This is a genomic window from Paraburkholderia sp. EG286B, from assembly GCF_040965655.1.
GTDB lineage: Bacteria > Pseudomonadota > Gammaproteobacteria > Burkholderiales > Burkholderiaceae > Paraburkholderia.
The window spans coordinates 595,040-619,645 of the sequence record NZ_JBFRCF010000001.1 but is presented as its reverse complement, the minus strand read 5'-3'; the positions used below and the strand labels follow the sequence as shown (position 1 = coordinate 619,645).

Sequence of the window (24,606 nt, the reverse complement as noted above, 5' to 3'; positions counted from 1 at the left end):
GGCGGCACCCTGGCCGGCCCGCATGGAACGGGGCCGCTCAGGCCGGGCCGCGGAGGCTGTCCGCGTGCCCGTAAAGCAGAACGGAACGGGCGTCAAACGCGCGTTCCGTTCGTCAAGCTGGCTTACTTGCCGAGCAGGTGAGCGACGCCTTCGCGCTCTTCGAGCAGCTCGTTGAGCGTGCCGTCCATCTTCTCGCGCGAGAACGCGTCGATTTCGAGGCCTTCCACGCGCTTGTACTCGCCGTTTTCGCAGGTCACCGGCACGCCGTAGATGATGTCTTCGGGAATGCCGTACGAGCCGTCCGACGGGATACCCATCGTGACCCACTTGCCGTTCGTGCCGAGGACCCAGTCACGCACGTGGTCGATCGCTGCGTTGGCGGCCGAAGCTGCCGACGAGAGGCCGCGCGCTTCGATGATCGCCGCGCCGCGCTTGCCGACCGTCGGGATGAACGTGTTGCGGTTCCATTCGTCGTCGTTGATCAGCTTGGTCAGCGACTGGCCTTCCGCCGTTGCGACACGGAAGTCGGGGTACATCGTCGGCGAGTGGTTGCCCCACACGGCGAGCTTCTCGATCGAAGCGACCGGCTTGCCCGATTTGGCGGCCAGTTGCGAGAGCGCGCGGTTGTGGTCCAGACGCAGCATGGCGGTGAAGTTCTTCTTCGGCAGGTCCGGAGCCGACTTCATGGCGATGTAGGCGTTCGTGTTGGCCGGGTTGCCGACGACCAGCACCTTCACGTCGCGGCTGGCGACGTCGTTCAGCGCCTTGCCCTGAACCGTGAAGATTTCGGCGTTGGCCGAGAGCAGGTCCTTACGCTCCATGCCCTTCGAGCGCGGACGTGCGCCAACCAGCAGGGCGACGTCGGCGTCCTTGAACGCGACCTTCGGGTCGTCGGTGATGACCACGCCCGCGAGCAGCGGGAATGCGCAGTCGTCCAGTTCCATCACGACGCCCTTGACGGCGGCTTGCGCTTGCGGCAGGTCGAGCAGCTGCAGGATGACGGGCTGATCCTTGCCGAGCAGGTCGCCATTCGCAATGCGGAACAGCAGGGAGTAAGCGATCTGACCTGCGGCGCCGGTGACGGCAACGCGCTTTGCGGGCTTAGCCATTGAAAATCTCCAGGAAGATGCGTTAGACGCCAGGGTAAAACGCCATTCTATATGCGCGATACACGAAGCGTAGGTGAAACAGGCGGTCTTGATCGCCGGCGTGCGCGCTTCACTGGAACAACCATGACTGACAAGCCGTGAAGCGTGCGCCGCCGGCACGGACCGCCGTGCCGGTAACCTGTGCAACATGGCAAGAGGTGAACGGGGCGCCCTTCGAGGGACACCAGACGCTGGCCGCTTCGCGTGTGCCGACTCCTGCAACAGCTCGCTCGGGCTCTCCCACAGACGCGCGGCGCGCAACGACTCACGCGTGCCGGCTGGGCGGATCGAAACCTCTACTGCGTTTACTGCGTGAGGGAACAGCATCGTGCAAGGCGGCTCGCGGCGCATTCGCCACGAGGTGGATGCAGCCGGCGGCGCCTCTTCGTCATGCCGCTTTCATGTCCTGAAATTAGCATGCAGGCCGCCCGCAAACCCTTGCTCGATCGGGAGTGTAGGAGTCGTCAGGGTCAAAGTCAACAGTATCTTATGTCTTATATAAGACATAACTATTGCAGGCAAAATGCTTGATGCGTAGGGGGCTTTATGTTGAAATGCGCGCCATGAGTGCAAACCCGGCCAGCAACGCGAATTCCACCGCTCCCGAGAGCGGGGCTCAAGCGTCTGCGCCCGCGGTGCCACCGTCCCCGACCTTCAGTCCGCTATACCAGCAGATCAAGGGGCTCATCACACAGAGCCTCGAGTCCGGCGAATGGAAGCCCGGCGAAATCATCCCCAGCGAAGTCGAACTGGCCGCCCGTTACAAGGTGAGCCAGGGGACCGTACGCAAGGCGATCGACGAGCTGGCTGCCGACAATCTGCTGGTGCGCCGCCAGGGCAAGGGCACGTTTGTTGCAACGCACAACGAAGAACGCGCCCAGTTTCGCTTTCTCAGGTTACTCGCCGATGACGGCGCGGAACACCCGCACGTGAGCAAGCTGCTCGAGTGCCGGCGCCTGCGCGCTTCGGCCGAGATCGCGCGCCAGCTCGACCTCAAGCCCTCGGACCCGGTGGTGCTGATCCGGCGTCTGCTGCAGTTCGACGGCGAAAGCACCGTGCTCGACGAGATCTGGCTGCCCGGCGGCGTGTTCCGCGGGCTGACGAGCGAGCGCCTCGCCGAGTACAAAGGCCCGCTCTACGCCATGTTCGAGGCGGAATTCGGCACGCGCATGATTCGTGCGACCGAGAAGATCCGCGCCGTGGCCGCGGAGCCCACGGTGGCCGATCTTCTCAAGGTGCCTGCAGGTTTTCCTTTGCTATCGGTCGAGCGGGTGTCCTATACCTATGGAGACCGGCCGGTCGAGGTACGCCGCGGATGGTATGTCACAACCGGGTACTACTATCAGAATGATTTGAGTTGACGGGCGACCGCGCAAAAGGCGCGGAGCCCTTTCCCAGAGTGCCTTTGCTTGCGCGCACCACCAGCCGTACCCGACGTGGATTTCGCTGCAGCGCGATATGAAAAGGCGCTAAAATTGCGAATTAGTGTTAACACATAGTAGGGGTCTAGCATGGCAGAAGCCGCAAAAAAACCGAGGCCGGAATACCGGAACATCGGGCTTGGGCAGATATTGTTCGCATACCGCCTGCCTCTGGCCGGTCGTGTGTCGATCGGCCACCGCATCAGCGGTGTGTTGTTGTTCCTGTTCCTGCCTTTCATCTTGTTCCTGTTGGACCAGAGCCTCACTTCGGAGCTTAGCTTCGAGGTCTTCAAGGGCTTCCTCTCCAACATCATCGTCAAGCTCATCGTGCTGGTCCTCGGGTGGGCGTTCCTGTTTCACTTCTGCGCTGGCGTGCGTCACCTGTGCATGGACTTCAACCATGGCCTCGTGAGCAAGGAAAAAGGCAAGTCGACCTCCCTCGTCGTCGTGATCATCTCCACGGTCCTCACGATCGCCTTTGCGGCAAAACTCTTCGGAGCGTTCTAAAAAATGTCGGCTAATAACGGTATCGGTCCGAAGCGCCTTGTCGTCGGCGCTCACTACGGCATTCGCGACTGGATCGCACAACGCGCCACCGCCGTGATCATGGCGATCTACACGATCGTGCTGCTCGTCCTGTTCTTCGGCGCGCACGACTTCTCGTATGACGGCTGGGCCTCGATCTTCGCCGCGCAGTGGATGAAGCTCGCGACGTTCGTCACCCTGATCGCGCTGTTCCTGCACGCGTGGGTCGGTGTGCGTGACATCTGGATGGACTACATCAAGCCGGTCGGCCTGCGCATCACGCTGGACGTCCTCACGATCGCATGGCTGCTGGGCAGCCTCGGCTACGCCGCTCAGATTCTCTGGAGAGTGTAAAAGAATGGCTGCAATCAAGAATTCATTGCCGCGTCGCAAGTTCGACGTGGTCATCGTCGGTGCTGGCGGCTCGGGGATGCGCGCTTCGCTGCAACTCGCGCGCGCTGGCCTGTCGGTTTGTGTGCTCTCGAAGGTGTTTCCCACGCGTTCGCACACGGTGGCGGCGCAGGGCGGCATCGGCGCCTCGCTCGGCAACATGAGCGAAGACAACTGGCACTACCACTTCTACGACACGATCAAGGGCTCCGACTGGCTCGGCGACCAGGACGCGATCGAGTTCATGTGCCGTGAAGCGCCGCACGCCGTGTACGAACTCGAACACATGGGCATGCCGTTCGACCGTAACGCCGACGGCACGATCTACCAGCGCCCGTTCGGCGGCCACACGGCCAACTACGGCGAGAAGCCGGTTCAGCGCGCCTGTGCTGCTGCTGACCGTACCGGCCACGCGCTGCTGCACACGCTGTACCAGCAGAACGTCGCGGCGAAGACCACGTTCTTCGTCGAATGGATGGCGCTCGACCTGATCCGCGACGCCGACGGCGACGTGCTCGGCGTGACCGCGCTCGAAATGGAAACGGGCGACGTCTACATCCTCGAAGGCAAGACCACGCTGTTCGCCACGGGCGGCGCGGGCCGGATCTTCGCGGCATCGACCAACGCGTTCATCAACACCGGTGACGGCCTCGGCATGGCGGCCCGTTCGGGCATCGCGCTGCAGGACATGGAGTTCTGGCAGTTCCACCCGACCGGCGTGGCCGGCGCGGGCGTGCTGATCACGGAAGGCGTGCGCGGCGAAGGCGGCATTCTGCGTAACTCGAACGGCGAGCGCTTCATGGAGCGTTACGCGCCGACCCTGAAGGACCTGGCGCCGCGCGACTTCGTTTCGCGTTCGATGGACCAGGAAATCAAGGAAGGCCGTGGCGTGGGTCCGCACAAGGACCACGTGCTGCTCGACCTTTCGCACATCGGCGCAGAGACGATCATGAAGCGTCTGCCGTCGATCCGCGAAATCGCGCTCAAGTTCGCGAACGTGGACTGTATCAAGGAGCCGATCCCGGTCGTGCCGACCATCCACTACCAGATGGGCGGCATCCCGACGAACATCAACGGCCAGGTCGTTGGCACGCCGAAGGGTCACGAAGAAGTCGTCAACGGCTTCTACGCCGTGGGCGAATGCTCGTGCGTCTCGGTGCACGGCGCGAACCGTCTGGGCACGAACTCGCTGCTCGACCTCGTGGTGTTCGGCCGTGCGGCTGGCAACCACATCGTCAAGCACGTCAAGGAGCTCAAGGAGCACAAGCCGCTGCCGGCCGACGCCGCCGACTTCGCGCTCTCGCGCCTTGCCGAGCTCGACAAGTCGACCTCGGGCGAGTACGCGCAAAGCGTCGCGAACGACATCCGCGGCTCGATGCAGAAGCACGCAGGCGTGTTCCGTACGTCGAAGCTGCTCGCAGACGGCGTGAAGGACATCGCGCAGATCGCCGAGCGCGCGAAGCACATCCACCTGAAGGACAAGTCGAAGGTGTTCAACACGGCGCGCGTGGAAGCGCTCGAAGTGGCGAACCTGGTCGAAGTTGCGCGCGCAACGATGGTTTCGGCCGAAGCCCGCAAGGAAAGTCGTGGTGCGCACGCACAGAGCGACTACGAACACCGCGACGACGAAAACTGGCTGCGCCATACGCTCTGGTTCAGCGAAGGCGACCGACTCGAATACAAGCCGGTCCACATGCAACCGCTGACCGTCGAGTCCGTGCCGCCGAAGGCGCGTACGTTCTAAGGCACACGCCAGTCAAAAGGAATTGGAAATGGCCAAACGCATTTTTGAAGTCTATCGCTACGACCCGGACAAGGACGCGGCGCCGCGCATGCAATCGTACGAGCTGGAAATCACGCACGAGCGCATGCTGCTCGACGCGCTCGTCAAGCTCAAGGAACTGGACGAAACGCTGTCGTTCCGCCGTTCGTGCCGTGAAGGCGTGTGCGGTTCGGACGCCATGAACATCAACGGCAAGAACGGTCTTGCGTGCCTCACGAACCTGAACGACCTGCCGGCGAAGATCGTGCTGCGTCCGCTGCCGGGCCTGCCCGTCGTGCGTGACCTGATTTGCGACTTCACGCAGTTCTTCAACCAGTACCACTCGATCAAGCCGTACCTGATCAACGACACGCCGCCGCCCGAGAAGGAGCGTCTGCAGTCGCCTGAGCAGCGTGACGAACTCGATGGCCTGTACGAGTGTATTCTGTGCGCAAGCTGCTCGACTTCGTGCCCGAGCTTCTGGTGGAACCCGGACAAGTTCGTCGGCCCGGCAGGTCTGCTGCAGGCTTACCGCTTCATCGCGGACAGCCGCGACGAAGCGACCGGCGAGCGCCTCGACAACCTCGAGGACCCGTACCGTCTGTTCCGTTGCCATACGATCATGAACTGCGTCGACGTTTGCCCGAAGGGCCTGAACCCGACGAAGGCGATCGGCAAGATCAAGGAACTGATGTTCCGCCGCGCGGTTTGATGTTGCTGTTCTGAAATGGAATCGCACCAGTCTGACCCCCATCGCCGCGCGCGCCTTCGCTGGCGCGCGCGGCGCGGCCTGCTCGAAAATGATCTGATTTTTGAGCGGTTTTTCGAGCGCTATGAGCATGAACTCAGCGACGCCGACGTGGGTGCTCTCACGCGCCTGCTCGAGCTGAGCGATAACGACCTGATGGACTTGCTGCTCGCGCGCAAGGAACCAGAAGGCGAACTTGCCGACCCGGACGTGAAGCGGGTGCTGGAGCTGCTTCGGAACGTCTAAGCGCGGCGGCGCGCAGTCATGTCGACTGTCGCCGCGCCGGACGTACAAAACTATCGAATCCCGTGTTTATCTTCGATTGAGGATGTGCTATGACCCCGTCTGATGTAAAAGCCACGCTATCGTTCAGCGACAATTCGCCGAGCGTCGAACTGCCGATCTACAAGGGCACGATGGGCCCGGATGTGATCGACATCCGCAAACTGTACGGTCAGACCGGCAAGTTCACGTATGACCCGGGCTTCATGTCGACGGCGTCGTGCAACTCGGCGATCACGTACATCGACGGGGACAAGGGCGAGCTGCTCTACCGCGGCTACCCGATCGACAACCTCGCGCAAAACGCCGACTTCCTCGAAACCTGCTACCTGCTGTACCGCGGCGAACTGCCGAACGCGGCCCAGAAGGAAGAGTTCGTGAAGACCGTCACGCAGCACACGATGGTTCACGAGCAGATGCAGTTCTTCTTCCGCGGCTTCCGTCGCGATGCGCACCCGATGGCGATTCTCGTCGCCGCAGTCGGCGCGCTGTCGGCGTTCTATCACGACTCGCTCGACATCAACAACGCGAAGCACCGCGAAGTTTCGGCGATCCGCATGATCGCGAAGCTGCCGACGCTCGTCGCCATGGCGTACAAGTACTCGATCGGCCAGCCGTTCGTGTATCCGCAGAACAATCTGTCGTACAGCGCGAACTTCATGCGCATGATGTTCTCGAACCCGTGCGAAGAGTACAAGGTCAACGACGTGCTCGTGCGCGCGCTCGACCGTATCCTCATCCTGCACGCCGACCACGAGCAGAACGCTTCGACCTCGACGGTGCGTCTGGCTGGCTCGTCGGGCGCGAACCCGTTCGCGTGTATCGCTGCTGGTATCGCTTGTCTGTGGGGCCCGGCGCACGGCGGTGCGAACGAAGCCGCACTGAACATGCTGGAAGAAATCGGTTCGCCGGACAAGATTCCTGAGTTCATCAAGCAGGTGAAGGACAAGAACTCGGGCGTGAAGCTGATGGGCTTCGGCCACCGCGTGTACAAGAACTACGACCCGCGTGCGAAGCTCATGCGCGAAACGTGCTACGAAGTGCTGAACGAACTCGGTCTGCACGACGATCCGCTCTTCAAGCTCGCCATGCAGCTCGAAAAAATCGCGCTGGAAGACGAATACTTCGTGTCGCGCAAGCTGTACCCGAACGTCGACTTCTACTCGGGCATCGTGCAGCGCGCGCTGGGCATCCCGACCTCGATGTTCACGTGTATCTTCGCGATGGCGCGTACGGTGGGCTGGATCGCGCAGTGGAACGAAATGATCGCCGACCCCGAGCAGAAGATCGGCCGTCCGCGTCAGCTGTTCATCGGCGAAACGCCGCGCGAAGCGAAGCCGATCTCGCAACGCTAAGCAGTTTCGCTTTGCCACGCCGCGCGCCCGATGGCGCGCCGCGTGCAGGCTCTCATGCAAACGCCCCGACGGGTTATCGCCCGTCGGGGCGTTTTCTATTTGAACCCGCGGACGCGCTCAAATCCAGCCGTCGATCTTCAGCCCGCTCGCCGCTTCCGCTTCCTCGCGCGTGACCTCGCGCACCGTCTCGCCGAAGCTCCACACGTGGCCTTCGGGGTCGCATGCCACATAGACGCGGTCGCCGTAGAACTGATCCGCCGGCTCGCGGATGATCTTTGCCCCGGCGGCGCGGGCGCGTTCGCAATGCGCGTCGAGGCCGCTTTTCAACTGCACGTGCACGGACTGCGTGTTCTTGCCGTCCGCGTCGGCCGGGCTCGCGTAGGGCATGCCGGGCCAGCCGCTACAAATCATCACGTAGCCGTCCCCAAAGCGCATTTCCGAGTGACCGAGCTTCCCGTCCGGCGACGTGACGACGAACTGGCGCGTAAAGCCGAACGCCTTTTCGAGCCAGTCGAGCGCGGCGAACGGATCGCGATAGTAAATGGCAGACCCAAAGGCCGGACGCGGCGAGGTGTTGCTCATGCTTGTCTCCTGAGCTGTATATATGACGAATCTAGCACCAGCGTGGTGCGACTGCGCGCAGCGCGCTCACGTGCGGCCATTACCTCCGACGTAATCGTCAGCCCGCACGGCATCGACGACGATGTCGCTCATCGGCACACCCCACCCGCAAGGAGCGACGACCATGGCAACCTTCAACGCCCGCCAACCCGGCTATATCCGCATCGACGACGATACCGCGCTGCACTATCGCGACTGGGGCGATGGCGCACCGCTCGTGTTCCTCTCGGGCTGGACGCTCAACGCCGACATGTGGAACTACCAGTGCGCGCCGCTCGCGGCCGCGGGTTTTCGCTGCGTGGCCTACGACCGCCGCGGGCATGGCCGCTCCAGCGACCCGGGCCGCGGCTATGACTACGACACGCTCGCCGACGATCTCGAAGCCGTACTCGCCGCCCGAGGTCTGGAACGCGTCACGCTGGTCGGCCATTCGTTCGCGAGCGGCGAGATCGTGCGTTATTTGAGCCGGCACGGCTCGCGCCGCGTGGCGGGCATCGTGCTGGTCTCGCCGGCATCGACGCCTTTCTTGCTCAAGACCGCTGACAATCGCGGCGGGCTCGACGCGAGCCTTTTCGAAGCGTCGATCGAAGAGATGCTCACGTCGTTTCCCGACTGGATCTCGCGGCGCGCCGAAGCTTACTTCAGCCCCGGTACGTCGCACACGGTTATCCAGTGGACGGCCGACATGATGCTGGACACGTCGCTCTATGGCGCGGCGCAACTGTCGCGCGTGCAGATGGTCACCGACTTCCGCCGCGAACTGGCCGCGATCGACGTGCCGGCGCTCGTGCTGCACGGCGACTGCGATGCCTCGGCGCCGCTCGAGATCACCGGACGCCCCACGGCGGCGGCGCTCGAACACGCGACGCTGAAGGTGTATGAAGGCGGCACGCATGGCATGTACTTCAACCACGCCGCGCGGGTGAACGACGATATCCGCGCGTTCGCCACGCGGTGGCAGGCGTGAAACGCGTCACGGCCAGCTGGCGAATACACGTCGCGGATACAAGTCGTAATCAGGGCCCGGCCGCTCGTGCCGGGGGCAAAGGAATAGCGCCCCTGCGCCCCTCGTTTTGCAGATGACACGCGGCCGGCGCGAGCCCGCTCACGCGCCGCGCGCCAGGCGTACCGATGGAGTCTTCACGGCCAAGGCGCACAGCCCGTGCGCCGCGAGGCCGGTCCATCGAGAGGGGCGACATCATGCGCAAACTTCTCGCCTTCACGGCGCTGGCCGGTCTGCTGAGCGCGTGCACGACACCGGTCGCGTCGCAGCAGCCCGCGGACGCGTCGTATTACCCGCCACCGCCCGACTGCCGCACCGTCACCGGCACTGCCGAGATCGACGGCACGCCGCAGGTGATCAGCGGCCTCGCCTGCCTGCAGCCCGACGGCACCTGGCAGATCGTGCAGGGTAACGACGGCACCCAGGTCTACCCCATGGCATGGACCGACGCGACGACCTGGTACGCCGGCCCATGGTACGGCTGGTGGCCGCCGGTGTTCGTGGGCGGCGCGTTCGTGTTCGTCGATCACTTCCATCACTTTCATCACATGGATCACGTCTTTCCGGGCGGCCCGCATATGCATCCGGTGCCAGGCATGCATGGCGGATTTCATGGCGGCTTCCATGGGGGGCATGACGGCGTCTGGAGCGGGACGGGGGGCATGCACGGGGGCTCTCATCGCTGAAACACATCGCACAGCCTGATTTGCGCACGGCGAATCCTTTATGATGGAGCGCGCCTTTCCACCCGAGACGCTCCATGTTTTTCGCCGCGCATTCCCTGCATCGCCGCCTGAGCATTGCGATCGGCACGCTCGCGATCCTCGTCGGCGTGCTGGGTGCGCTCGGCACCTTCCTCGTCGTGCGCAGTCTCGCCGCCGAGTTCAACACGACGCTGCGCGACGCCGCCGCGCACGTGCAGACCGGCGTGCCGCATCGCGCGATCGAGCCGCGCGGCGACAGCGACGCCGCCGACAATTTCGTCGTGCAGATCTGGTCCGCCGACGACGGCGCGGTCCCGAGCCGCACGAGCAACGCGCGTATCGCGTTGCCGCGCGCGCAAAGCGGCTTCTCGTCGGTCGATTACGACGGTGAGTCCTGGGACGTGTTCGCGCTCGCCGCCGGCGACGAATACATTCAGGTGGCCGAATCGCGCAGCATGCGCAATCGCAACGCCTTGCGCGTGGCGTTCTGGAGCCTGCTGCCCGTGCTCGCGCTGCTGCCGCTGCTCGCGCTCACGATCGCGGTGACAGTGCGGGTTTCGCTGCGGCCGCTGGAGCGCGTCGGGCGGCGTGCGGCGAAGGTCGATCTGCACGACCTCAAGCCGCTCGAAGCGGGGCAGGCGCCCGTCGAGCTGCGGCCCTTCGTCGAGTCGATCAACCGCATGATCGAGCGCCTTTCCGTGCTCGTGAATGCCGAGCGCATGTTCATCGCCGATGCCGCGCACGAACTGCGCTCGCCGATCTCCGCCATGCAGTTGCAGATCGACAACCTGCACAACGCGTCGCCCGACCAGTACCCCGAGCGCTTCGACGAACTGCGCCGCGGCATCGTGCGCACCGGGGCGCTCGTTTCGCAACTGCTCGGTCTGGCGCGCGCCGAAATCGGCAGCACGCAACGCCTGCTGACGGAGGTGCCGCTCGCGCAGGTCGTCACGGACGTGCTGGCCGACCTGCTGCCGCTCGCCGACGCGCGTGGCGTCGATCTGGGCGTGACGCGCCTCGACGACGTGACCGTGCGCGCCACCGAGACCGACATGCGCGTGCTCGTGCGCAATCTCGTGGACAACGCGATCCGCTATAGCCACGCAGGCGCGAACGTGGACGTGGCGGTGCGCCGCGAGGACCAGGGCGTCGTCATCGACGTCACCGATAACGGCCCCGGCATTGCGGAGGCCGATCTGCCGCGCGTGTTCGACCGGTTTTTCCGCGCGGGCGGTCATCGGGGCGACCCGCGCGGCGAGCATGACTCGCACGGCAGCGGCCTCGGCCTCGCCATCGCGCAGGCGGTGGCGCGCAGTTATCGCGGGTGCGTGACGCTCGCGAACCGGCGCGACGGGCAAAGCGGCATCGTCGCGCGTATCGAACTACCGCGCGCGTGAGCGTCGCGTCGATCCAGCAAACGCAGGTCAGGCAAAATCCGGGAAAGCATGCGAAACAAAGGAAGGACACGATGCGCATTCTGCTGATCGAAGACGATCTGCTGATCGGCCCGGCGCTGCTGCGCGCGTTGAAGGACGCGTCGTACAGCGTCGACTGGGTGCGCACGGGCGAGAGCGGCCGCGACGCCATTCGCGACGGCTCGTATACGGCGGTGCTGCTCGACCTGGGGCTCGGCGACATGAGCGGGCTCGACGTGCTGCGTGCGCTGCGCGAGTCGCAGGACGCCACGCCCGTGCTCATCATCACCGCGCGCGACGACGTGGACACGCGCGTGGAAGGCCTCGATCTCGGCGCCGACGACTATCTCGTGAAGCCATTCGAGAGCAAGGAGCTGCTCGCGCGCATCCGCGCCGTGGTGCGGCGCAAGTCGGGCTTTGCCTCGCCGACCATGGGCAGCGGCCGCGTCACGCTCGACATGAACGCGCGCCGCCTCATGTTCGATGGCCAGTCCGACGATCTCTCCGCGCGCGAATATGCACTCATGCTCGCGCTGCTCGAGCGGCCGGGCGCGATCCTGTCGCGTCAGCAAATCGAGGAGCGGCTCTATGGCTGGGGCGAGGAAGTGGAAAGCAACGCGGTGGACGCCGTGATCTACAGCGTGCGCCGCAAGTTCGGCCACGCGGTGATCCGCAATGTGCGCGGGCTCGGCTGGGCCGTGTGCGTGTGAGCGCCGGAACAATCGAATATAAAAAAAGCGCGCAAAGAACTGCGCGCTGTAAAAGCTGCGGCGAGCGCGGGGCTCGCCGCGTGGCGCGATGCGCGGGGGAAGGCACGCATCGCGCGCGAACTTACGCCAGCAGGCGCTGCCAGGGTTCCTTCTGCCATGCACGGCTAAGCGAGGCGAGCAGCGCGACTTCGCTTTCGGCCACGTGCCGGTCCGAATACACGGCCACATGGCACAGATTCAGCACTTCGGCACGTAGCGCGGGATCGTCGAGCTCGCGCATCACCTGCTGCATCACGTCGGAGTCGAGCTTGCACGCATCGCTCCAGTTCAGGTGCGAAGTGGTCTGCAAGTCTTCGCACAGGCCCTTGAGAATGTCGCCGAATTCGCCGGGTGCGAGGCCGAGCCGGTCGGCAAGGCGCGCGCGATGGACGGCTGCAAGCTCCTCGCTGCTCAGGTGGCCGTCTGCGAGCAGCGCGACGGCGACGATCCGACCCGCGGCTTGCGGGCTGTTGCAGGTGTAGGTACGCATGGTCAGGAATCCTCTTGAAACGTGATGTCGATGAAACGGTAGGCTTGGCCGAGGCTCAGTCGAAGATGTCCTGCAGCCACGACTTGCGACGCTGGCCATTGCCGCGATAGCTTTCGTGGGCGCGGCGCGGGGCGTAGTCGCCGTGTTGCGCGCCGTGCTTCGAGGGGCGTAGTCGCCGTGTTGCGCGCCGTGCTTCGAGCCGTGCTGGCGGAACGCCTGCGCATCGTTTTTGTTGCGATAGTGCCGGTTGCCGCTGCGTTCGATCAGCTTGTCGAGTTCGCCGCGATCGAGCCAGACGCCGCGACACTGCGGGCAGTAGTCGAGTTCGACGCCCTGACGCTCGGCGAGCGAGAGGGTGACGTCAGGGCAGTTGGGGCATTTCATGATGCGCTCCGTGATGAGTGACAGGTCATCGAGGCCCGGGCCGTCTTGCGTGGAGGGCAACGCGGCCTCGATGGAACCCATCCTGGCAGAGCAAAATGAGCGAAGAATGAGGAGCGCGCGGGGCGCTCCGTTTGAGTCCGGTTCGGCTTCAGGACGTGCCGAGCGTGTCCTTCGGCTTCTGCGTCTTGACGAGCGACACCACCACGCCGCCCGCGAGCAGCGCGGCGGTCACGCCAAGGCTGAACAGCGCGGGAATCTTGCCGATGATGCCCACCAGAAAGATCTTCGCGCCAATGAACACCAGCACGAGCGCGAGCGCATGCTTTAGGTAGTGGAAGCGATGCGCCATGGCCGCGAGCGCAAAGTAGAGAGCGCGCAGGCCGAGCACGGCGAAGATGTTGCTCGTATAGACGATGAACGGATCGGTCGTGATCGAGAAAATCGCCGGGATCGAATCGACGGCGAAGATCAGGTCGGCGAACTCGATCATCAGGAGCGCGAGCAGGAGCGGCGTGGCGAGCAGCGCGGGTTTGCCGGTGCGCGGATGCGCTTGCCTCACGAGGAACGCGCGGCCCTCGAGCTGCGGCGTGACCGGCAGCTTGCGGCGCAGCCAGCGCAAGAGGGCGCTGTCGTTCATACCGGGCTCGTCCTTCGGGCCCAGCAGCATCTTCACGCCGGTCACGGCGAGAAACACGCCGAACACGTACAGCATCCACTCGAAGTGCGTGACGAGCGCGGCCCCGAGCCCGACCATCAATGCGCGCAGCACCAGCACGCCGACGATGCCCCAGAACAGCACGCGATGCTGAAGCTGGCGGGGCACGGCAAGCGCACCGAAGATCGACGCGATCACGAACACGTTATCGAGCGACAACGACTTTTCGATCAGGTAACCGGTGATGTACTCGGTAGCGGGCTGCGCGCCGAGCTGCCACCAGACGAAGCCGCCGAACAGCACGCCCACGGCGACATAACCGAGCGAGAGCCAGAGACTTTCGCGGATGCCGATTTCGTGGTCGTCACGGTGCAGCACGCCGAGGTCGAGTACGAGCAGCACGATCACCACCGCGAGGAAGGCGATCCAGAGCCACGCGGGCTGACCGAGGAAGGAGGCCGTGGCGATCGGCGCGAGCATGGTCGATCCTTTGAACGTAGAGGGAAACGCGGCTCGCGTGCGCGGTTTTTGCGCGCACAAGCGGCCGACTGGGCCTGGCGCCCATACGGTCAAGGATAGTGGCGAAGAATGAGCGGTGAATGAGCGGTGGCCGGGCAGGCGCCTGCTCGCGCGACGCGCGCCGGCCTGACGCCGGTCAGGCGGCCGGCCGTGCTAGAACTGGTAATTGATCGAGACGTCGCAAACGCCGCCCGTCTTCGACTGGATGATCGGGCTGTGCGAGGCGCTGCCGAGCAGGCGCTTGATGGCGCCGTCCGCGCTCACGAACCAATGTTTGTTGACGAAGTACACCATCGTGATGCCGAAGCCGGCCGACTTGAGGCCCGCGTTCGCGTTGTACTGACGGTAACCCGATGCGGCCGCCTGCTGTGGCGTCACGCCAAACCAGCTCTGCATGTAGTTCGAGTCGGCGAACGTGACCGAGGGGCCGGCGAACCAGTAGAAGTTCTGGTTGCTGCCCGGCAGCGGCATATAGGCGCCGAGATCCGCGGTCCAGCCATTCGAACCGCCGAAACTGCGCGTGAAGGCGGTGCGGAACACGAGCGGAAAGTCCTTCGAAATCACGTACTCGCCGGCGATCTTCAATTCCGGCGCCGGGTTGATGTTGCCCATGCCGTGCAGGCGCGTCGGGTCGTCCTGGCCGCGCCGCCCGAGGTCGTAGGCCCCGGCAACGCTCACGCGCCAGTTCGGGCCCTGCAGAACGTTGACGCCGAAGCCTTCGCCCGTCGAGCCGAACAGGATGTCCTTGTAGCGCAGGTCGATGCTTGGCCCGACCAGCGTGTGATAGCGGTCCGAGCCGTCGTAGCGCGGTTCGAAGGTCGCGCCCACGCCGAGCCGCGCCTCGAAGTCGGGACGGTTCGGCTGAAACATCTTTTCGAGCGGAATGCCTGCGGAATATTGCCATTCGCCGAGCGGCGAGGGGGTCTGCGCCTCGGCGCGCGGGGCGAGCACGGCGAGGGCGCATGCCGCGGCGGCGAGCGACGCACGCTGCGTGACCCGCGAGCGGCGCGGCGCTGCTGGTTTTATTCTGCTTTTTCGTTGTTGCGCAGTGCGGATTGCGAGTGGCATGAAGCCTCCGGGTTTGCCTGGTCGGCCGCGACGTCGTTCGTTGAGTGCGACGCACTCACGATGGAACTCCGCGCGGCCGGGCTCGACTCGCAAACCTCGTGCCTGGCTTATCCATGACCGCGCGGCGTCCGCCCCGGCGGCTCGCGGTGCCCGCCGCACGCGATGGCCGTCAAACGCGCGAAACAAGCCTGGATAATCAGGAAGGCTAACTGAATTGCGGGGGCTTCGACGCACCATTCTGGAGCGCCGCCTTCACCCCGATTAAACCCTGGCGCCAATTTGCCGTTAGACAACCATGGACCTCGGCGATGCGGCCCCCCCTGTGTCGCGGAACCCGAAGCCCATGTTGCACCGTTCTCACAGCGGTCACCAACTTGCGCCGGTCGTGGTCAGGCCGGCGCATCTCCTTTTTGCATCCCCGAACCCTTGCAACGAGCGGCAAAGCGGCGCCCGCTACGGCGTGGCCCAGATTTGCGCCGACGACGCGCGCGCCGGGTAACGCTGATACAGGTATCGCGACTACCACCATAACCCCCTGTTTTTTATCGCTTTTTTTCAGGAAAGGTCCTGTGGCGAGCGGGTTTCGCGTGGCATAATCGATTCACACCGTATTGCCCCGCAGACAAACATTTCCCCGCACATCATGGCAAAGACGCTCTACGACAAATTGTGGGACACGCATGTGGTCCACACGGAAGACGATGGCACGACGATTCTCTACATCGACCGTCATCTGTTGCACGAAGTCACCAGTCCGCAGGCTTTCGAAGGCCTGAAGATGCATGAGCGCCCGGTGTGGCGCATCAGCGCGAACCTGGCCGTTTCCGACCACAACGTGCCGACCACCGACCGCAGCCACGGCATTGCCGACCCGGTCTCGAAGCTGCAGGTGGACACGCTCGATTCGAACTGCGACGCCTTCGGCATCACGCAGTTCAAGATGACCGACCAGCGCCAGGGCATCGTGCACATCGTCGGTCCGGAACAGGGCGCGACGCTGCCCGGCATGACCATCGTCTGCGGCGACTCGCACACGTCCACGCACGGCGCGTTCGGTGCGCTCGCGCACGGCATCGGCACGTCTGAAGTCGAGCACGTGCTGGCCACGCAAACGCTCCTGCAAAAGAAGAGCAAGAACATGCTCGTGAAGGTCGAGGGCCAACTGCCGCGCGGCTGCACCGCGAAGGACATCGTGCTCGCCATCATCGGCAAGATCGGCACGGCGGGCGGCACGGGCTACGCCATGGAGTTCGGCGGCTCGATGATCCGCAGCCTCACGATGGAAGGCCGCATGACCGTGTGCAACATGGCGATCGAAGGCGGCGCGCGCGCCGGCATGGTCGCCGTGGACGACACCACGATCGAATACCTCAAGGGCCGTCCGTACTCGCCGCAAGGCGCGGAGTGGGATCAGGCCGTCGAATACTGGAAGAACTTCCGCACCGACGAAGGCGCGCACTTCGACCGCGTGGTCGAACTGAGCGCGGCCGACATCGTGCCGCAGGTCACGTGGGGCACGTCGCCGGAAATGGTCACGGCAGTCGACAGCCGCGTGCCGGACCCCGAGCGCGAGAAGGACCCGGTCAAGCGCGACGCGATGGAACGCGCGCTGCAGTACATGGCGCTCGAACCGAATACGCCGATCGAGTCGATCAAGCCGGACAAGATTTTCATCGGCTCGTGCACGAACGCGCGCATCGAAGACCTGCGCTCCGCCGCTTACGTCGTGAAGAAGCTCGGCCGCCGCGTGGCGCCGAACATCCGCCTCGCGATGGTCGTGCCGGGCTCGGGTCTCGTGAAGGCGCAAGCCGAGCGCGAAGGCCTCGACAAGGTGTTCACCGAAGCCGGTTTCGAATGGCGCGAGCCGGGCTGCTCGATGTGTCTCGCGATGAACGCCGACCGGCTGGAGCCGGGCGAGCGTTGCGCGTCGACCTCGAACCGCAACTTCGAAGGCCGCCAGGGCGCGGGCGGTCGCACGCACCTCGTGAGCCCGGCCATGGCAGCCGCCGCGGCAATCGAAGGCCATTTCGTCGACATTCGCAAGCTGGGCTGAGCTGAGGCTACACGGATCATGGAAAAATTCATCGTACACACCGGCGTCGTGGCGCCGCTCGATCGCGAGAATGTCGATACCGACGCGATCATTCCCAAGCAGTTCCTCAAGTCGATCAAGCGCACCGGCTTCGGCCCGAATGCCTTCGACGAATGGCGTTACCTCGACCACGGCGAGCCGGGCCAGGACAACTCGAAGCGCCCGCTGAACCCGGACTTCGTGCTGAACCAGCCGCGTTATCAGGGCGCCTCTGTGCTGCTCACGCGCAAGAACTTCGGCTGCGGCAGCTCGCGCGAGCACGCGCCGTGGGCGCTCGACCAGTACGGCTTCCGCGCGATCATCGCGCCGAGCTTCGCCGACATCTTCTATAACAACTGCTTCAAGAACGGCCTGCTGCCGATCGTGCTTTCCGAATCGGATGTGGATCACCTGTTCAACGAGACGTACGCGTTCAACGGCTTCCAGCTCACGGTCGATCTGGACAAGCAGGTCGTGCGCACGACGGACGGCTCGAAGGAATATCCGTTCGAAGTGGCCGCGTTCCGCCGCTACTGCCTGCTGAACGGCTTCGACGATATCGGCCTCACGCTGCGTCACGCCGACAAGATCCGCCAGTACGAAGCCGAGCGCCTCGCGCGCCAGCCGTGGCTGAACAACCGCGTGCTCTGATCAACGCAGAACAAAATACAGCGAGGAAACAAGGATGAAGATTGCAGTGCTGCCGGGCGACGGCATCGGTCCCGAGATCGTCAAGGAAGCCGTGAAGGTGCTCAACGCACTCGGCGAAAAGTTCGAGCTGGAAGAGGCGCCGGTTGGCGGCGCGGGCTACGAGGCTAGCGGCCATCCGCTGCCCGAGGCAACGCTCGCACTGGCCAGGTCGGCCGACGCGATCCTGTTCGGCGCCGTGGGCGACTGGAAGTACGACAAGCTCGAGCGCGCGCTGCGTCCCGAGCAGGCCATTCTCGGCCTGCGCAAGCATCTGGAACTGTTCGCGAACTTCCGCCCGGCGATCTGCTATCCGCAGCTCACGGGGGCCTCGTCGCTGAAGCCGGAAATCGTTTCGGGCCTCGACATCCTGATCGTGCGCGAACTGAACGGCGACATCTACTTCGGCCAGCCGCGCGGTACGCGCGAAGCGCCGGACGGCAACTTCAAGGGCGCGCGCGAAGGCTTCGACACGATGCGCTATGCGGAGCCCGAAGTGCGCCGCATCGCTCACGTGGCGTTCCAGGCCGCGCAAAAGCGCCAGAAGAAGCTCACGTCTGTCGACAAGGCCAACGTGCTCGAAACGTCGCAGTTCTGGAAGGACATCATGATCGATGTCTCGAAGGAATATCCGGACGTCGAGCTGTCGCACATGTATGTCGACAACGCGGCCATGCAGCTCGTGAAGGCGCCGAAGGCGTTCGACGTGGTGGTGACCGGCAACATGTTCGGCGACATTCTCTCGGACGAAGCCGCGATGCTCACGGGCTCGATCGGCATGCTGCCCTCGGCCTCGCTCGACAAGAACAACAAGGGTCTGTACGAGCCGTCGCACGGTTCGGCGCCGGACATCGCGGGCAAGGGCATCGCCAACCCGCTCGCCACGATCCTTTCGGCCGCCATGATGCTGCGCTACTCGCTGGGCCGCCCGGAACAGGCGGACCGCATCGAGAACGCAGTGAAGAAGGTGCTGGAGCAAGGCTATCGCACCGCCGACATCGTCACGCCGGATTGCAAGCAGATCGGCACGGTGGCAATGGGCGATGCGGTGATCGCAGCGCTGTAAGGTCGCAAAAAGGGCATGCCGTTTCAGGCGTGCCCTTTTTTGTATCGCGCGCCAGAACGGGCGTCCAAATAGCGGGAAGTATGGTTTTTTCCGCGCAAATTAACTGTTTCGTGTATATTGCTTCGATGGCGAAGATCTCCCAGATCACGACTGTTACGAACATCCACGGCATGAAAGCCCGTGCGATTTCGCTCGCCATCACCACGAAAACGACGATTATCAAAACGATCACCATTCGTTGATCGCTCGTCGTGCCCGCTCATCTTCCCCGCGCGGCCACGCCGGGCGAGCGAAGCGGGGAAGTGTCCATCTCAAGGGTTAGTCATGAACGTAGGTCTCGTAGGTTGGCGCGGCATGGTCGGCAGCGTGCTGATGCAGCGCATGCAGGAAGAACGTGATTTCGACCTGATCGAACCGGTGTTTTTCAGCACCAGCAACGCAGGCGGCGCAGCTCCGTCGTTCGCCAAAAACGAGACGAAGCTCAAGGACGCGAACAGCGTCGACGAGCTCAAGAAGTGCGACATCATCATCACTGCCCAAGGCGGCGACTACACCAACGAGGTGTATCCGAAGCTGCGCGCGGCAGGCTGGAACGGCTACTGGATCGACGCGGCCTCGGCGCTGCGCATGAAGGACGACGCCGTCATCATCCTCGACCCGGTCAACCTCGACGTCATCAAGGACGCGCTGGTCAAGGGTCAGAAGGACTTCGTCGGCGGCAACTGCACGGTCAGCCTCATGCTGATGGCGCTGGGCGGCCTGTTCCGCGAGAACCTCGTCGACTGGATGACGGCCATGACCTACCAGGCCGCTTCGGGCGCGGGCGCGCAGAACATGCGCGAACTGCTTTCGCAGATGGGCGCGCTCAACGCATCGGTCGCGAGCGACCTGGCGAATCCGTCGTCGGCGATCCTCGACATCGACCGCAAGGTGCTCGCCACGATGAACAGCGACGCCATGCCGACCGAACACTTCGGCGTGCCGCTCGCGGGCTCGCTGATTCCGTGGATCGACAAGGATCTCGGCAACGGCATGTCGAAGGAAGAATGGAAGGGCGGCGCGGAAACCAACAAGATTCTCGGCAAGCCGGCCATGGGCCAGCCGGGCTCGATTCCGGTCGACGGCCTGTGTGTGCGTATCGGCGCGATGCGCTGCCACTCGCAGGCGCTCACGATCAAGCTGAAGAAGGACGTGCCGCTCGACGAGATCGACGGCATCCTCGCTTCGGCCAACGACTGGGTCAAGGTCGTGCCGAACCAGCGCGAGGCTTCGATGCGCGATCTGTCGCCGGCCGTGGTCACGGGCACGCTGTCGGTGCCGGTGGGCCGTCTGCGCAAGCTGGCGATGGGCGGCGAGTATCTGTCGGCCTTCACGGTGGGCGACCAGCTGCTGTGGGGCGCGGCTGAACCGCTGCGTCGCATGTTGCGCATTCTGCTCGACAAGTGAATGAATTAAACTACGCGGCTAATGACGCGTAGACAGGGTGAAAAGCGCCGCGCCAGTCGCGGCGCTTTTTTTATTGCATGCTTTTTATTGCATGCATCGATGCAATCGCCCCGAAGCACACACCTATTTGATCGACAGCCGCAAGAGCGGTATGCCAGGGCAACTGATGATCGTTCGATTTGATTCTGTTTCCGCCGTGCCTCGCGCGAAGCGCGCCCAAGGGCGGCGCGCCATCCGCGCCACCGTGGCGGCGGCGAGTTTGCTGTTCTGCGGCCTCGCTGCTGCGCAGGGTGGCGCGAGTGCGGCGCAAGGCGCTGCAGGTGCCAGCGCTCCCAGTGCTGCATCGTCCGCCGCGGCGGCGGTGAGCGTCGCGGGGCAATACACCGTTCATCCCGGCCAGTCGTTGCACGACGTGGCCGTCGACCTGACGCAGACGCACGACAAGGCCGCGCTCGCACGCATGAGCCAGGCGCTGTTCGATGCGAACCCCAATGCGTTCATCAAACAGGATCCCAGCCGCATGCGCGTGGGGGCGAACCTGAACGTGCCGGCGACGCCGGACGTTTCGAGTGCGGCGCAGGGCATGACGGCGGCATCGGGTGGGGCTGCAGCTTCGGCTGCCGCCAGCGCGGCCGCCACGGCGGCGACCGCGCCTGCCAGCACACCGGCCGCCGCTTCGAGCGGCGCTGCCGAGGTTGTGGCGGCTGCATCGTCGGCGGCTGCTGCCGCAACGGCTGGCGCGAGTTCGGCAAGTGCTGCCGCGACGACTGCGGGGGCTGCCTCGGCAGTCGCAGCGAGCGGCCCCGAAGCGGCCGCGCAAGGCGCTTCTGGCGCCGTGGGCGCCAGCGCCGCGGCGCCGGCGTCGGCGGCCAGCGACTCGCACGTATGGAGCGGTGCGGTCCAGCAGGCCCCGGCCAGCAGCGCATCGGCACAAGGCGGGAAAGCGCCGGTGACGGTCTCGAGCCTGCAGCAGCTCCTCGCCTTGAAGAACCGCGTGCTGATGGCGTTGCAGCAGCACGGCATCGGCAAGCCGGCGCAGACGGCCGGCGGCGCGTCCGCGGGTGCGCCTGCTGCGCAAGGCGGGGCGCCGGTGCAGAACGGCGCGGCGAACGCCGGGCCGGCTGGCGGTCAACCGGAAGTCTCGCCGATCGCCATGGGTGCCGTTGCGGCGGTCGTCGTGGTGCTGCTCGCGTTGTTCGTGCGCCTGCTCACGCGCAAGCGCAAGAAGCCGGCTGAGCAGGCGCCTGAGGCCTCGCCGGAAGCGCACGAGCCGGCGCCGTCCGGATCGGCTGCTGCTGCCGTGGCCGCCGCGCCTGTGGCCGAGGAGCCGCCGGTACTGCACGAGCCGATTTCGCGCGCCGCGGATGAAACGGGTGTGAACGAAGTCGCGCCTGTGGAGGAGTCGGAGTTTGTGCCGCCGGTTGCGCCGGTAGAACCCGCAGCGGACGAAGTCGCGATCACGCCGGTGCCCACGCCGGCCGTCACTGCCGCGCCGCTCGAACACGATGAAGCGCTGCCGCCCACACTGACCGACAAGTTGCACCCGGCCACCCCGCAAGAGCCTTCGGTTGCGCAGGAAGCTCCCGCAGCACACGAACTGCCGCACGGCGTCGAGCCGGGCGAACCGCAGACGCTTGCCGACGCGACCGACGCCGCCAGCCACGCCGCAGCGGCGGAACTGGGCGCGGATGCGCTGCCGCCCGACAGTCTCGGCGCGCCGCGCGCAGCCGAAGACGCCGAAGCGCTGTCGCGCACGCTGGAAGAACCGGCGCACGCCGAAAAGCCCGCTACGCCCGATCTCGCGCTCGACTTCGGCGACGGCGCACAGCAAGCTGCGCAAGCACCGCAGGCCGAACCGCCCATCGCGCAAACGCCGCCCATCACCGAAGCCTTCGAGCGTCCGCCGGCACCGCTTACCGCACCCGAAATTCCGTCAGTACCCGCAGTCACCGCAGAAGACATGAGCTACGCCGAAGTCCCGATCGCGTTCCCGCAAGATGCAGTAGCAGCGCTGGGCGGCCTCGACCTGCCTCTGCCGCCGCGCATCGGGGAGCCGGTCATGCCCGCGGCGCCGCTTTCGACCGAGCCGGCCGCCACGCCCGAGGCGTCGGCGCGTCTCGCGTCGCCGTTCTTCGAGCCGCCTCCGCCGCTGGCGGGCCAGGCCATCGAGGCGGGTACGGCGGGCGCAGGTGCGCTCGCGGGCCTCGGCGCGCCGCGCTTTGGCGCGCTCACGCTCGACTTCGACCTGAACCTGCCGCCCGATTCGGCCGAGCCGCTGCCGGTCTTCACGCCAGAGCAGCTCGCGCGCATCGCGCGCAACAAGCTCGACCTCGCGCACGAATACATCGCGCTGGGCGACGTGTCCGGCGCCCGCTCGCTGATCAACGAAGTGATCGAGTCGAACGACCCCGCCACGCGCAGCGACGCGCAGGCGCTGCTGTCGACGCTCGCTCCGCTTTCGTGACGCTGCTGCAAGCCGTATGCGTATCGCGCTAGGAATCCAGTACGACGGCGCCGCGTTCTGCGGCTGGCAGTCGCAGCCGCACGGCAAGACGGTGCAGGACGCGCTCGAGCGTGCGCTGCGCGAATTCGCCACCGTGCCGCTGTCCACCATCGTCGCGGGCCGCACCGACACGGGCGTGCACGGACTCGGCCAGGTGGTGCATTTCGACACCGATCTCGACCGCACGCCGTTCTCGTGGGTGCGCGGCACCAACGCGTTCCTGCCCTCCACGGTGGCCGTGCAGTGGGCCAAGCCGATGCCCGAGGCGTTCCACGCGCGCTTCGCCGCGTTCGAGCGCACCTACTACTACGTGCTCTACGTGAACCCCGTGCGCTCGCCGATGCTGGCGGCCCGCGCGGGCTGGATCCACACGCCGCTCGACGTCGATGCCATGCGCGAGGCGGCGGCGCACCTCATCGGCGAGCACGATTTTTCGTCGTTTCGCTCGTCGGAGTGCCAGGCGAAGACGCCCGTGAAGCATCTGTACCAGATCGACATCCGGCCGCAGGGCGACTTCATCCACTTCCGTTTTCGCGCCAACGCGTTCCTGCACCACATGGTGCGCAACCTCATGGGTTGCCTCGTGGCCGTGGGGCGGGGGCGCTATCCGTCCGCGTGGATGGCCGAGGTGCTGGCGGGCCGCGACCGCACCGTGGCCGCGCCGACCTTCATGCCCGACGGCCTCTATCTCGCCCAGGTAGGCTATCCTGATGAGTTCGCGGTACCCGCTCCGCATACCGCGAGCGTGCCGTGGAGCGCGATCTGGAGCGACGCGCCCGAAGGCCGTGCCTGAAGCGGCCCGCACCGCGAATCGCGCCAGCAAATACGTTGCGATTGAATCATCGAGACCAACCCCGCATCCAGAACCATGACGTCAGCCGAGCCACTCGCCCCCGCGCACCGCACCCGCATCAAGCTGTGCGGACTTTCGACGCCCGAGGCGGTTGCGCACGCCATCGACCTGGGCGCCGACGCCGTCGGTTTGGTGTTCTATCCGCCCAGCCCGCGTTCGGTGAGCGTGGCGCAGGCGGTCGAGCTCACGCACGACCTGCCGCCGTTCGTCTCGGTCGTCGGTCTCTTCGTGAACGCCACGCCGCAATGGATGAGCGAAGTGGCGAGCAATGTCTCGCTCACCATGCTGCAATTCCACGGCGACGAAACGCCCGAGCAGTGCGAGTCGCTGGCTTCCGTTGCCGGTTTGCCCTGGTTGCGCGCGCTGCGAGTGGCGGCCGATACTCAGCAGGCCGATTTGATAGAATCGGCTAATCGTTATTCATCAGCCAGCGGCCTGTTGTTCGACACCCATGTCGAAGGTTACGGCGGCGGCGGAAAGGTCTTCGATTGGTCACTTATTCCCGCAGGGCTCGCGCGTCGGGCCGTTTTGAGTGGTGGCTTGAACGCGCAAAACGTCAGTGATGCGATTCGCCAGGTGCGTCCGTTCGCTGTCGATGTCTCCAGTGGCATCGAAGTGCCGGGCGCAAAGGGCGTGAAGGATCACGCCCGCATGGCGGCGTTCGTACGCGCAGTGCGCGAAGCGGACGCGGGATGAATCCGGGGCGGATGCCCCTTTGGCCGGCACGGCCCGCGCAACGCG

22 protein-coding genes and 1 pseudogene are annotated in these 24,606 nt (G+C 65.1%); 18 read left to right on the top strand and 5 right to left on the bottom strand.

Annotated elements, in window-relative coordinates; genetic code table 11:
- Positions 1–122 precede the first annotated feature (122 nt).
- Positions 123–1,109 carry a malate dehydrogenase gene (locus tag AB4Y42_RS02905; RefSeq protein WP_254337501.1) on the bottom strand — a complete coding sequence of 329 codons (987 nt, stop codon included), beginning with the start codon at positions 1,107–1,109 and terminating at the stop codon, positions 123–125.
- 602 nt (positions 1,110–1,711) lie between these two features.
- On the opposite strand from AB4Y42_RS02905, the gene AB4Y42_RS02900 reads away from it, so the two are divergent.
- The 7 genes from AB4Y42_RS02900 (at position 1,712) to gltA (ending at position 7,631) form a co-directional block, all read left to right on the top strand.
- Positions 1,712–2,509, top strand: a complete 798-nt coding sequence (locus AB4Y42_RS02900) for a GntR family transcriptional regulator (RefSeq protein WP_342918525.1) — start codon at positions 1,712–1,714, stop codon at positions 2,507–2,509.
- 150 nt (positions 2,510–2,659) lie between these two features.
- Positions 2,660–3,076, top strand: a complete 417-nt coding sequence (sdhC, locus tag AB4Y42_RS02895) for a succinate dehydrogenase, cytochrome b556 subunit (RefSeq protein WP_133183855.1) — start codon at positions 2,660–2,662, stop codon at positions 3,074–3,076.
- A 3-nt stretch (positions 3,077–3,079) separates the two neighbouring features.
- The gene (gene sdhD / locus AB4Y42_RS02890) at positions 3,080–3,448 is read left to right on the top strand and encodes a succinate dehydrogenase, hydrophobic membrane anchor protein (RefSeq protein ID WP_042273220.1); all 369 of its coding nucleotides are present in this window, start codon (positions 3,080–3,082) and stop codon (positions 3,446–3,448) included.
- Between the two features lie 4 nt (positions 3,449–3,452).
- Positions 3,453–5,228, top strand: coding sequence for a succinate dehydrogenase flavoprotein subunit (gene sdhA, locus AB4Y42_RS02885; RefSeq protein ID WP_368693331.1), 1,776 nt, complete (start codon positions 3,453–3,455; stop codon positions 5,226–5,228).
- 28 nt (positions 5,229–5,256) lie between these two features.
- Positions 5,257–5,958 (top strand): succinate dehydrogenase iron-sulfur subunit, encoded by a 702-nt coding sequence (locus AB4Y42_RS02880; protein ID WP_133183858.1) that lies wholly within the window; start codon positions 5,257–5,259, stop codon positions 5,956–5,958.
- A gap of 15 nt (positions 5,959–5,973) precedes the next feature.
- Positions 5,974–6,240, top strand: coding sequence for a succinate dehydrogenase assembly factor 2 (locus tag AB4Y42_RS02875; protein ID WP_368689271.1), 267 nt, complete (start codon positions 5,974–5,976; stop codon positions 6,238–6,240).
- An 89-nt stretch (positions 6,241–6,329) separates the two neighbouring features.
- Positions 6,330–7,631, top strand: a complete 1,302-nt coding sequence (gltA, locus tag AB4Y42_RS02870) for a citrate synthase (protein ID WP_368689272.1) — start codon at positions 6,330–6,332, stop codon at positions 7,629–7,631.
- 117 nt (positions 7,632–7,748) lie between these two features.
- Here gltA and AB4Y42_RS02865 read toward each other — a convergent pair whose 3' ends face one another.
- Entirely contained in the window at positions 7,749–8,213 is a 465-nt protein-coding gene (locus tag AB4Y42_RS02865) for a VOC family protein (RefSeq protein WP_342918529.1), read from the bottom strand.
- A gap of 163 nt (positions 8,214–8,376) precedes the next feature.
- Here AB4Y42_RS02865 and AB4Y42_RS02860 point away from each other — a divergent pair, with 163 nt between their 5' ends.
- The 4 genes from AB4Y42_RS02860 (at position 8,377) to AB4Y42_RS02845 (ending at position 12,084) form a co-directional block, all read left to right on the top strand.
- On the top strand, positions 8,377–9,219 hold the full coding sequence (locus AB4Y42_RS02860; protein WP_368693330.1) for an alpha/beta fold hydrolase: 843 nt from the start codon (positions 8,377–8,379) through the stop codon (positions 9,217–9,219).
- A 233-nt stretch (positions 9,220–9,452) separates the two neighbouring features.
- Complete coding sequence (locus AB4Y42_RS02855) at positions 9,453–9,941, top strand: hypothetical protein (protein ID WP_368689274.1); 489 nt, start codon at positions 9,453–9,455, stop codon at positions 9,939–9,941.
- Between the two features lie 74 nt (positions 9,942–10,015).
- A complete protein-coding gene (locus AB4Y42_RS02850) occupies positions 10,016–11,356 on the top strand; it encodes a sensor histidine kinase (RefSeq protein ID WP_368693329.1) in 1,341 nt (446 codons plus the stop codon).
- Positions 11,357–11,427: 71 nt separating this feature from the next.
- Entirely contained in the window at positions 11,428–12,084 is a 657-nt protein-coding gene (locus AB4Y42_RS02845) for a response regulator transcription factor (RefSeq protein ID WP_368689276.1), read from the top strand.
- 781 nt (positions 12,085–12,865) lie between these two features.
- On the opposite strand, the pseudogene AB4Y42_RS02840 reads toward AB4Y42_RS02845, so the two are convergent.
- From AB4Y42_RS02840 to AB4Y42_RS02830, 3 genes and pseudogenes are all read right to left on the bottom strand, one after another.
- Positions 12,866–12,997, bottom strand: a pseudogene (locus AB4Y42_RS02840) (zf-TFIIB domain-containing protein); the annotation flags it as partial.
- A 148-nt stretch (positions 12,998–13,145) separates the two neighbouring features.
- Entirely contained in the window at positions 13,146–14,132 is a 987-nt protein-coding gene (locus AB4Y42_RS02835; RefSeq protein ID WP_368693328.1) for a TerC family protein, read from the bottom strand.
- Between the two features lie 192 nt (positions 14,133–14,324).
- Positions 14,325–15,239 carry a MipA/OmpV family protein gene (locus AB4Y42_RS02830; protein ID WP_368689280.1) on the bottom strand — a complete coding sequence of 305 codons (915 nt, stop codon included), beginning with the start codon at positions 15,237–15,239 and terminating at the stop codon, positions 14,325–14,327.
- A 643-nt stretch (positions 15,240–15,882) separates the two neighbouring features.
- Between AB4Y42_RS02830 and leuC the strand changes: the two genes are divergently transcribed.
- The 7 genes from leuC (at position 15,883) to AB4Y42_RS02795 (ending at position 24,561) form a co-directional block, all read left to right on the top strand.
- Positions 15,883–17,292, top strand: coding sequence for a 3-isopropylmalate dehydratase large subunit (gene leuC, locus AB4Y42_RS02825; protein ID WP_324163112.1), 1,410 nt, complete (start codon positions 15,883–15,885; stop codon positions 17,290–17,292).
- Between the two features lie 18 nt (positions 17,293–17,310).
- A complete protein-coding gene (gene leuD / locus AB4Y42_RS02820) occupies positions 17,311–17,961 on the top strand; it encodes a 3-isopropylmalate dehydratase small subunit (protein WP_158760568.1) in 651 nt (216 codons plus the stop codon).
- 34 nt (positions 17,962–17,995) lie between these two features.
- Positions 17,996–19,063, top strand: a complete 1,068-nt coding sequence (gene leuB / locus AB4Y42_RS02815; protein ID WP_368693327.1) for a 3-isopropylmalate dehydrogenase — start codon at positions 17,996–17,998, stop codon at positions 19,061–19,063.
- A 324-nt stretch (positions 19,064–19,387) separates the two neighbouring features.
- Positions 19,388–20,509, top strand: a complete 1,122-nt coding sequence (gene asd, locus AB4Y42_RS02810; protein ID WP_368693326.1) for an aspartate-semialdehyde dehydrogenase — start codon at positions 19,388–19,390, stop codon at positions 20,507–20,509.
- 166 nt (positions 20,510–20,675) lie between these two features.
- Positions 20,676–22,973 (top strand): FimV/HubP family polar landmark protein, encoded by a 2,298-nt coding sequence (locus tag AB4Y42_RS02805; RefSeq protein ID WP_368693325.1) that lies wholly within the window; start codon positions 20,676–20,678, stop codon positions 22,971–22,973.
- 16 nt (positions 22,974–22,989) lie between these two features.
- Positions 22,990–23,805: a tRNA pseudouridine(38-40) synthase TruA gene (gene truA / locus AB4Y42_RS02800; RefSeq protein WP_368693324.1), complete on the top strand. Its 816-nt coding sequence runs from the start codon at positions 22,990–22,992 to the stop codon at positions 23,803–23,805.
- Between the two features lie 75 nt (positions 23,806–23,880).
- Entirely contained in the window at positions 23,881–24,561 is a 681-nt protein-coding gene (locus AB4Y42_RS02795) for a phosphoribosylanthranilate isomerase (protein WP_368689286.1), read from the top strand.
- Positions 24,562–24,606 lie beyond the last annotated feature (45 nt).

What these genes read in the sequence shown, in the direction of transcription:
- AB4Y42_RS02905 (WP_254337501.1), bottom strand. Translation starts at nt 1,109, where the DNA reads ATGGCTAAGCCCGCAAAGCGCGTTGCCGTCACCGGCGCCGCAGGTCAG.
- AB4Y42_RS02900 (WP_342918525.1), top strand. Translation starts at nt 1,712, where the DNA reads ATGAGTGCAAACCCGGCCAGCAACGCGAATTCCACCGCTCCCGAGAGC.
- sdhC (WP_133183855.1), top strand. Translation starts at nt 2,660, where the DNA reads ATGGCAGAAGCCGCAAAAAAACCGAGGCCGGAATACCGGAACATCGGG.
- sdhD (WP_042273220.1), top strand. Translation starts at nt 3,080, where the DNA reads ATGTCGGCTAATAACGGTATCGGTCCGAAGCGCCTTGTCGTCGGCGCT.
- sdhA (WP_368693331.1), top strand. Translation starts at nt 3,453, where the DNA reads ATGGCTGCAATCAAGAATTCATTGCCGCGTCGCAAGTTCGACGTGGTC.
- AB4Y42_RS02880 (WP_133183858.1), top strand. Translation starts at nt 5,257, where the DNA reads ATGGCCAAACGCATTTTTGAAGTCTATCGCTACGACCCGGACAAGGAC.
- AB4Y42_RS02875 (WP_368689271.1), top strand. Translation starts at nt 5,974, where the DNA reads ATGGAATCGCACCAGTCTGACCCCCATCGCCGCGCGCGCCTTCGCTGG.
- gltA (WP_368689272.1), top strand. Translation starts at nt 6,330, where the DNA reads ATGACCCCGTCTGATGTAAAAGCCACGCTATCGTTCAGCGACAATTCG.
- AB4Y42_RS02865 (WP_342918529.1), bottom strand. Translation starts at nt 8,213, where the DNA reads ATGAGCAACACCTCGCCGCGTCCGGCCTTTGGGTCTGCCATTTACTAT.
- AB4Y42_RS02860 (WP_368693330.1), top strand. Translation starts at nt 8,377, where the DNA reads ATGGCAACCTTCAACGCCCGCCAACCCGGCTATATCCGCATCGACGAC.
- AB4Y42_RS02855 (WP_368689274.1), top strand. Translation starts at nt 9,453, where the DNA reads ATGCGCAAACTTCTCGCCTTCACGGCGCTGGCCGGTCTGCTGAGCGCG.
- AB4Y42_RS02850 (WP_368693329.1), top strand. Translation starts at nt 10,016, where the DNA reads ATGTTTTTCGCCGCGCATTCCCTGCATCGCCGCCTGAGCATTGCGATC.
- AB4Y42_RS02845 (WP_368689276.1), top strand. Translation starts at nt 11,428, where the DNA reads ATGCGCATTCTGCTGATCGAAGACGATCTGCTGATCGGCCCGGCGCTG.
- AB4Y42_RS02835 (WP_368693328.1), bottom strand. Translation starts at nt 14,132, where the DNA reads ATGCTCGCGCCGATCGCCACGGCCTCCTTCCTCGGTCAGCCCGCGTGG.
- AB4Y42_RS02830 (WP_368689280.1), bottom strand. Translation starts at nt 15,239, where the DNA reads ATGCCACTCGCAATCCGCACTGCGCAACAACGAAAAAGCAGAATAAAA.
- leuC (WP_324163112.1), top strand. Translation starts at nt 15,883, where the DNA reads ATGGCAAAGACGCTCTACGACAAATTGTGGGACACGCATGTGGTCCAC.
- leuD (WP_158760568.1), top strand. Translation starts at nt 17,311, where the DNA reads ATGGAAAAATTCATCGTACACACCGGCGTCGTGGCGCCGCTCGATCGC.
- leuB (WP_368693327.1), top strand. Translation starts at nt 17,996, where the DNA reads ATGAAGATTGCAGTGCTGCCGGGCGACGGCATCGGTCCCGAGATCGTC.
- asd (WP_368693326.1), top strand. Translation starts at nt 19,388, where the DNA reads ATGAACGTAGGTCTCGTAGGTTGGCGCGGCATGGTCGGCAGCGTGCTG.
- AB4Y42_RS02805 (WP_368693325.1), top strand. Translation starts at nt 20,676, where the DNA reads ATGATCGTTCGATTTGATTCTGTTTCCGCCGTGCCTCGCGCGAAGCGC.
- truA (WP_368693324.1), top strand. Translation starts at nt 22,990, where the DNA reads ATGCGTATCGCGCTAGGAATCCAGTACGACGGCGCCGCGTTCTGCGGC.
- AB4Y42_RS02795 (WP_368689286.1), top strand. Translation starts at nt 23,881, where the DNA reads ATGACGTCAGCCGAGCCACTCGCCCCCGCGCACCGCACCCGCATCAAG.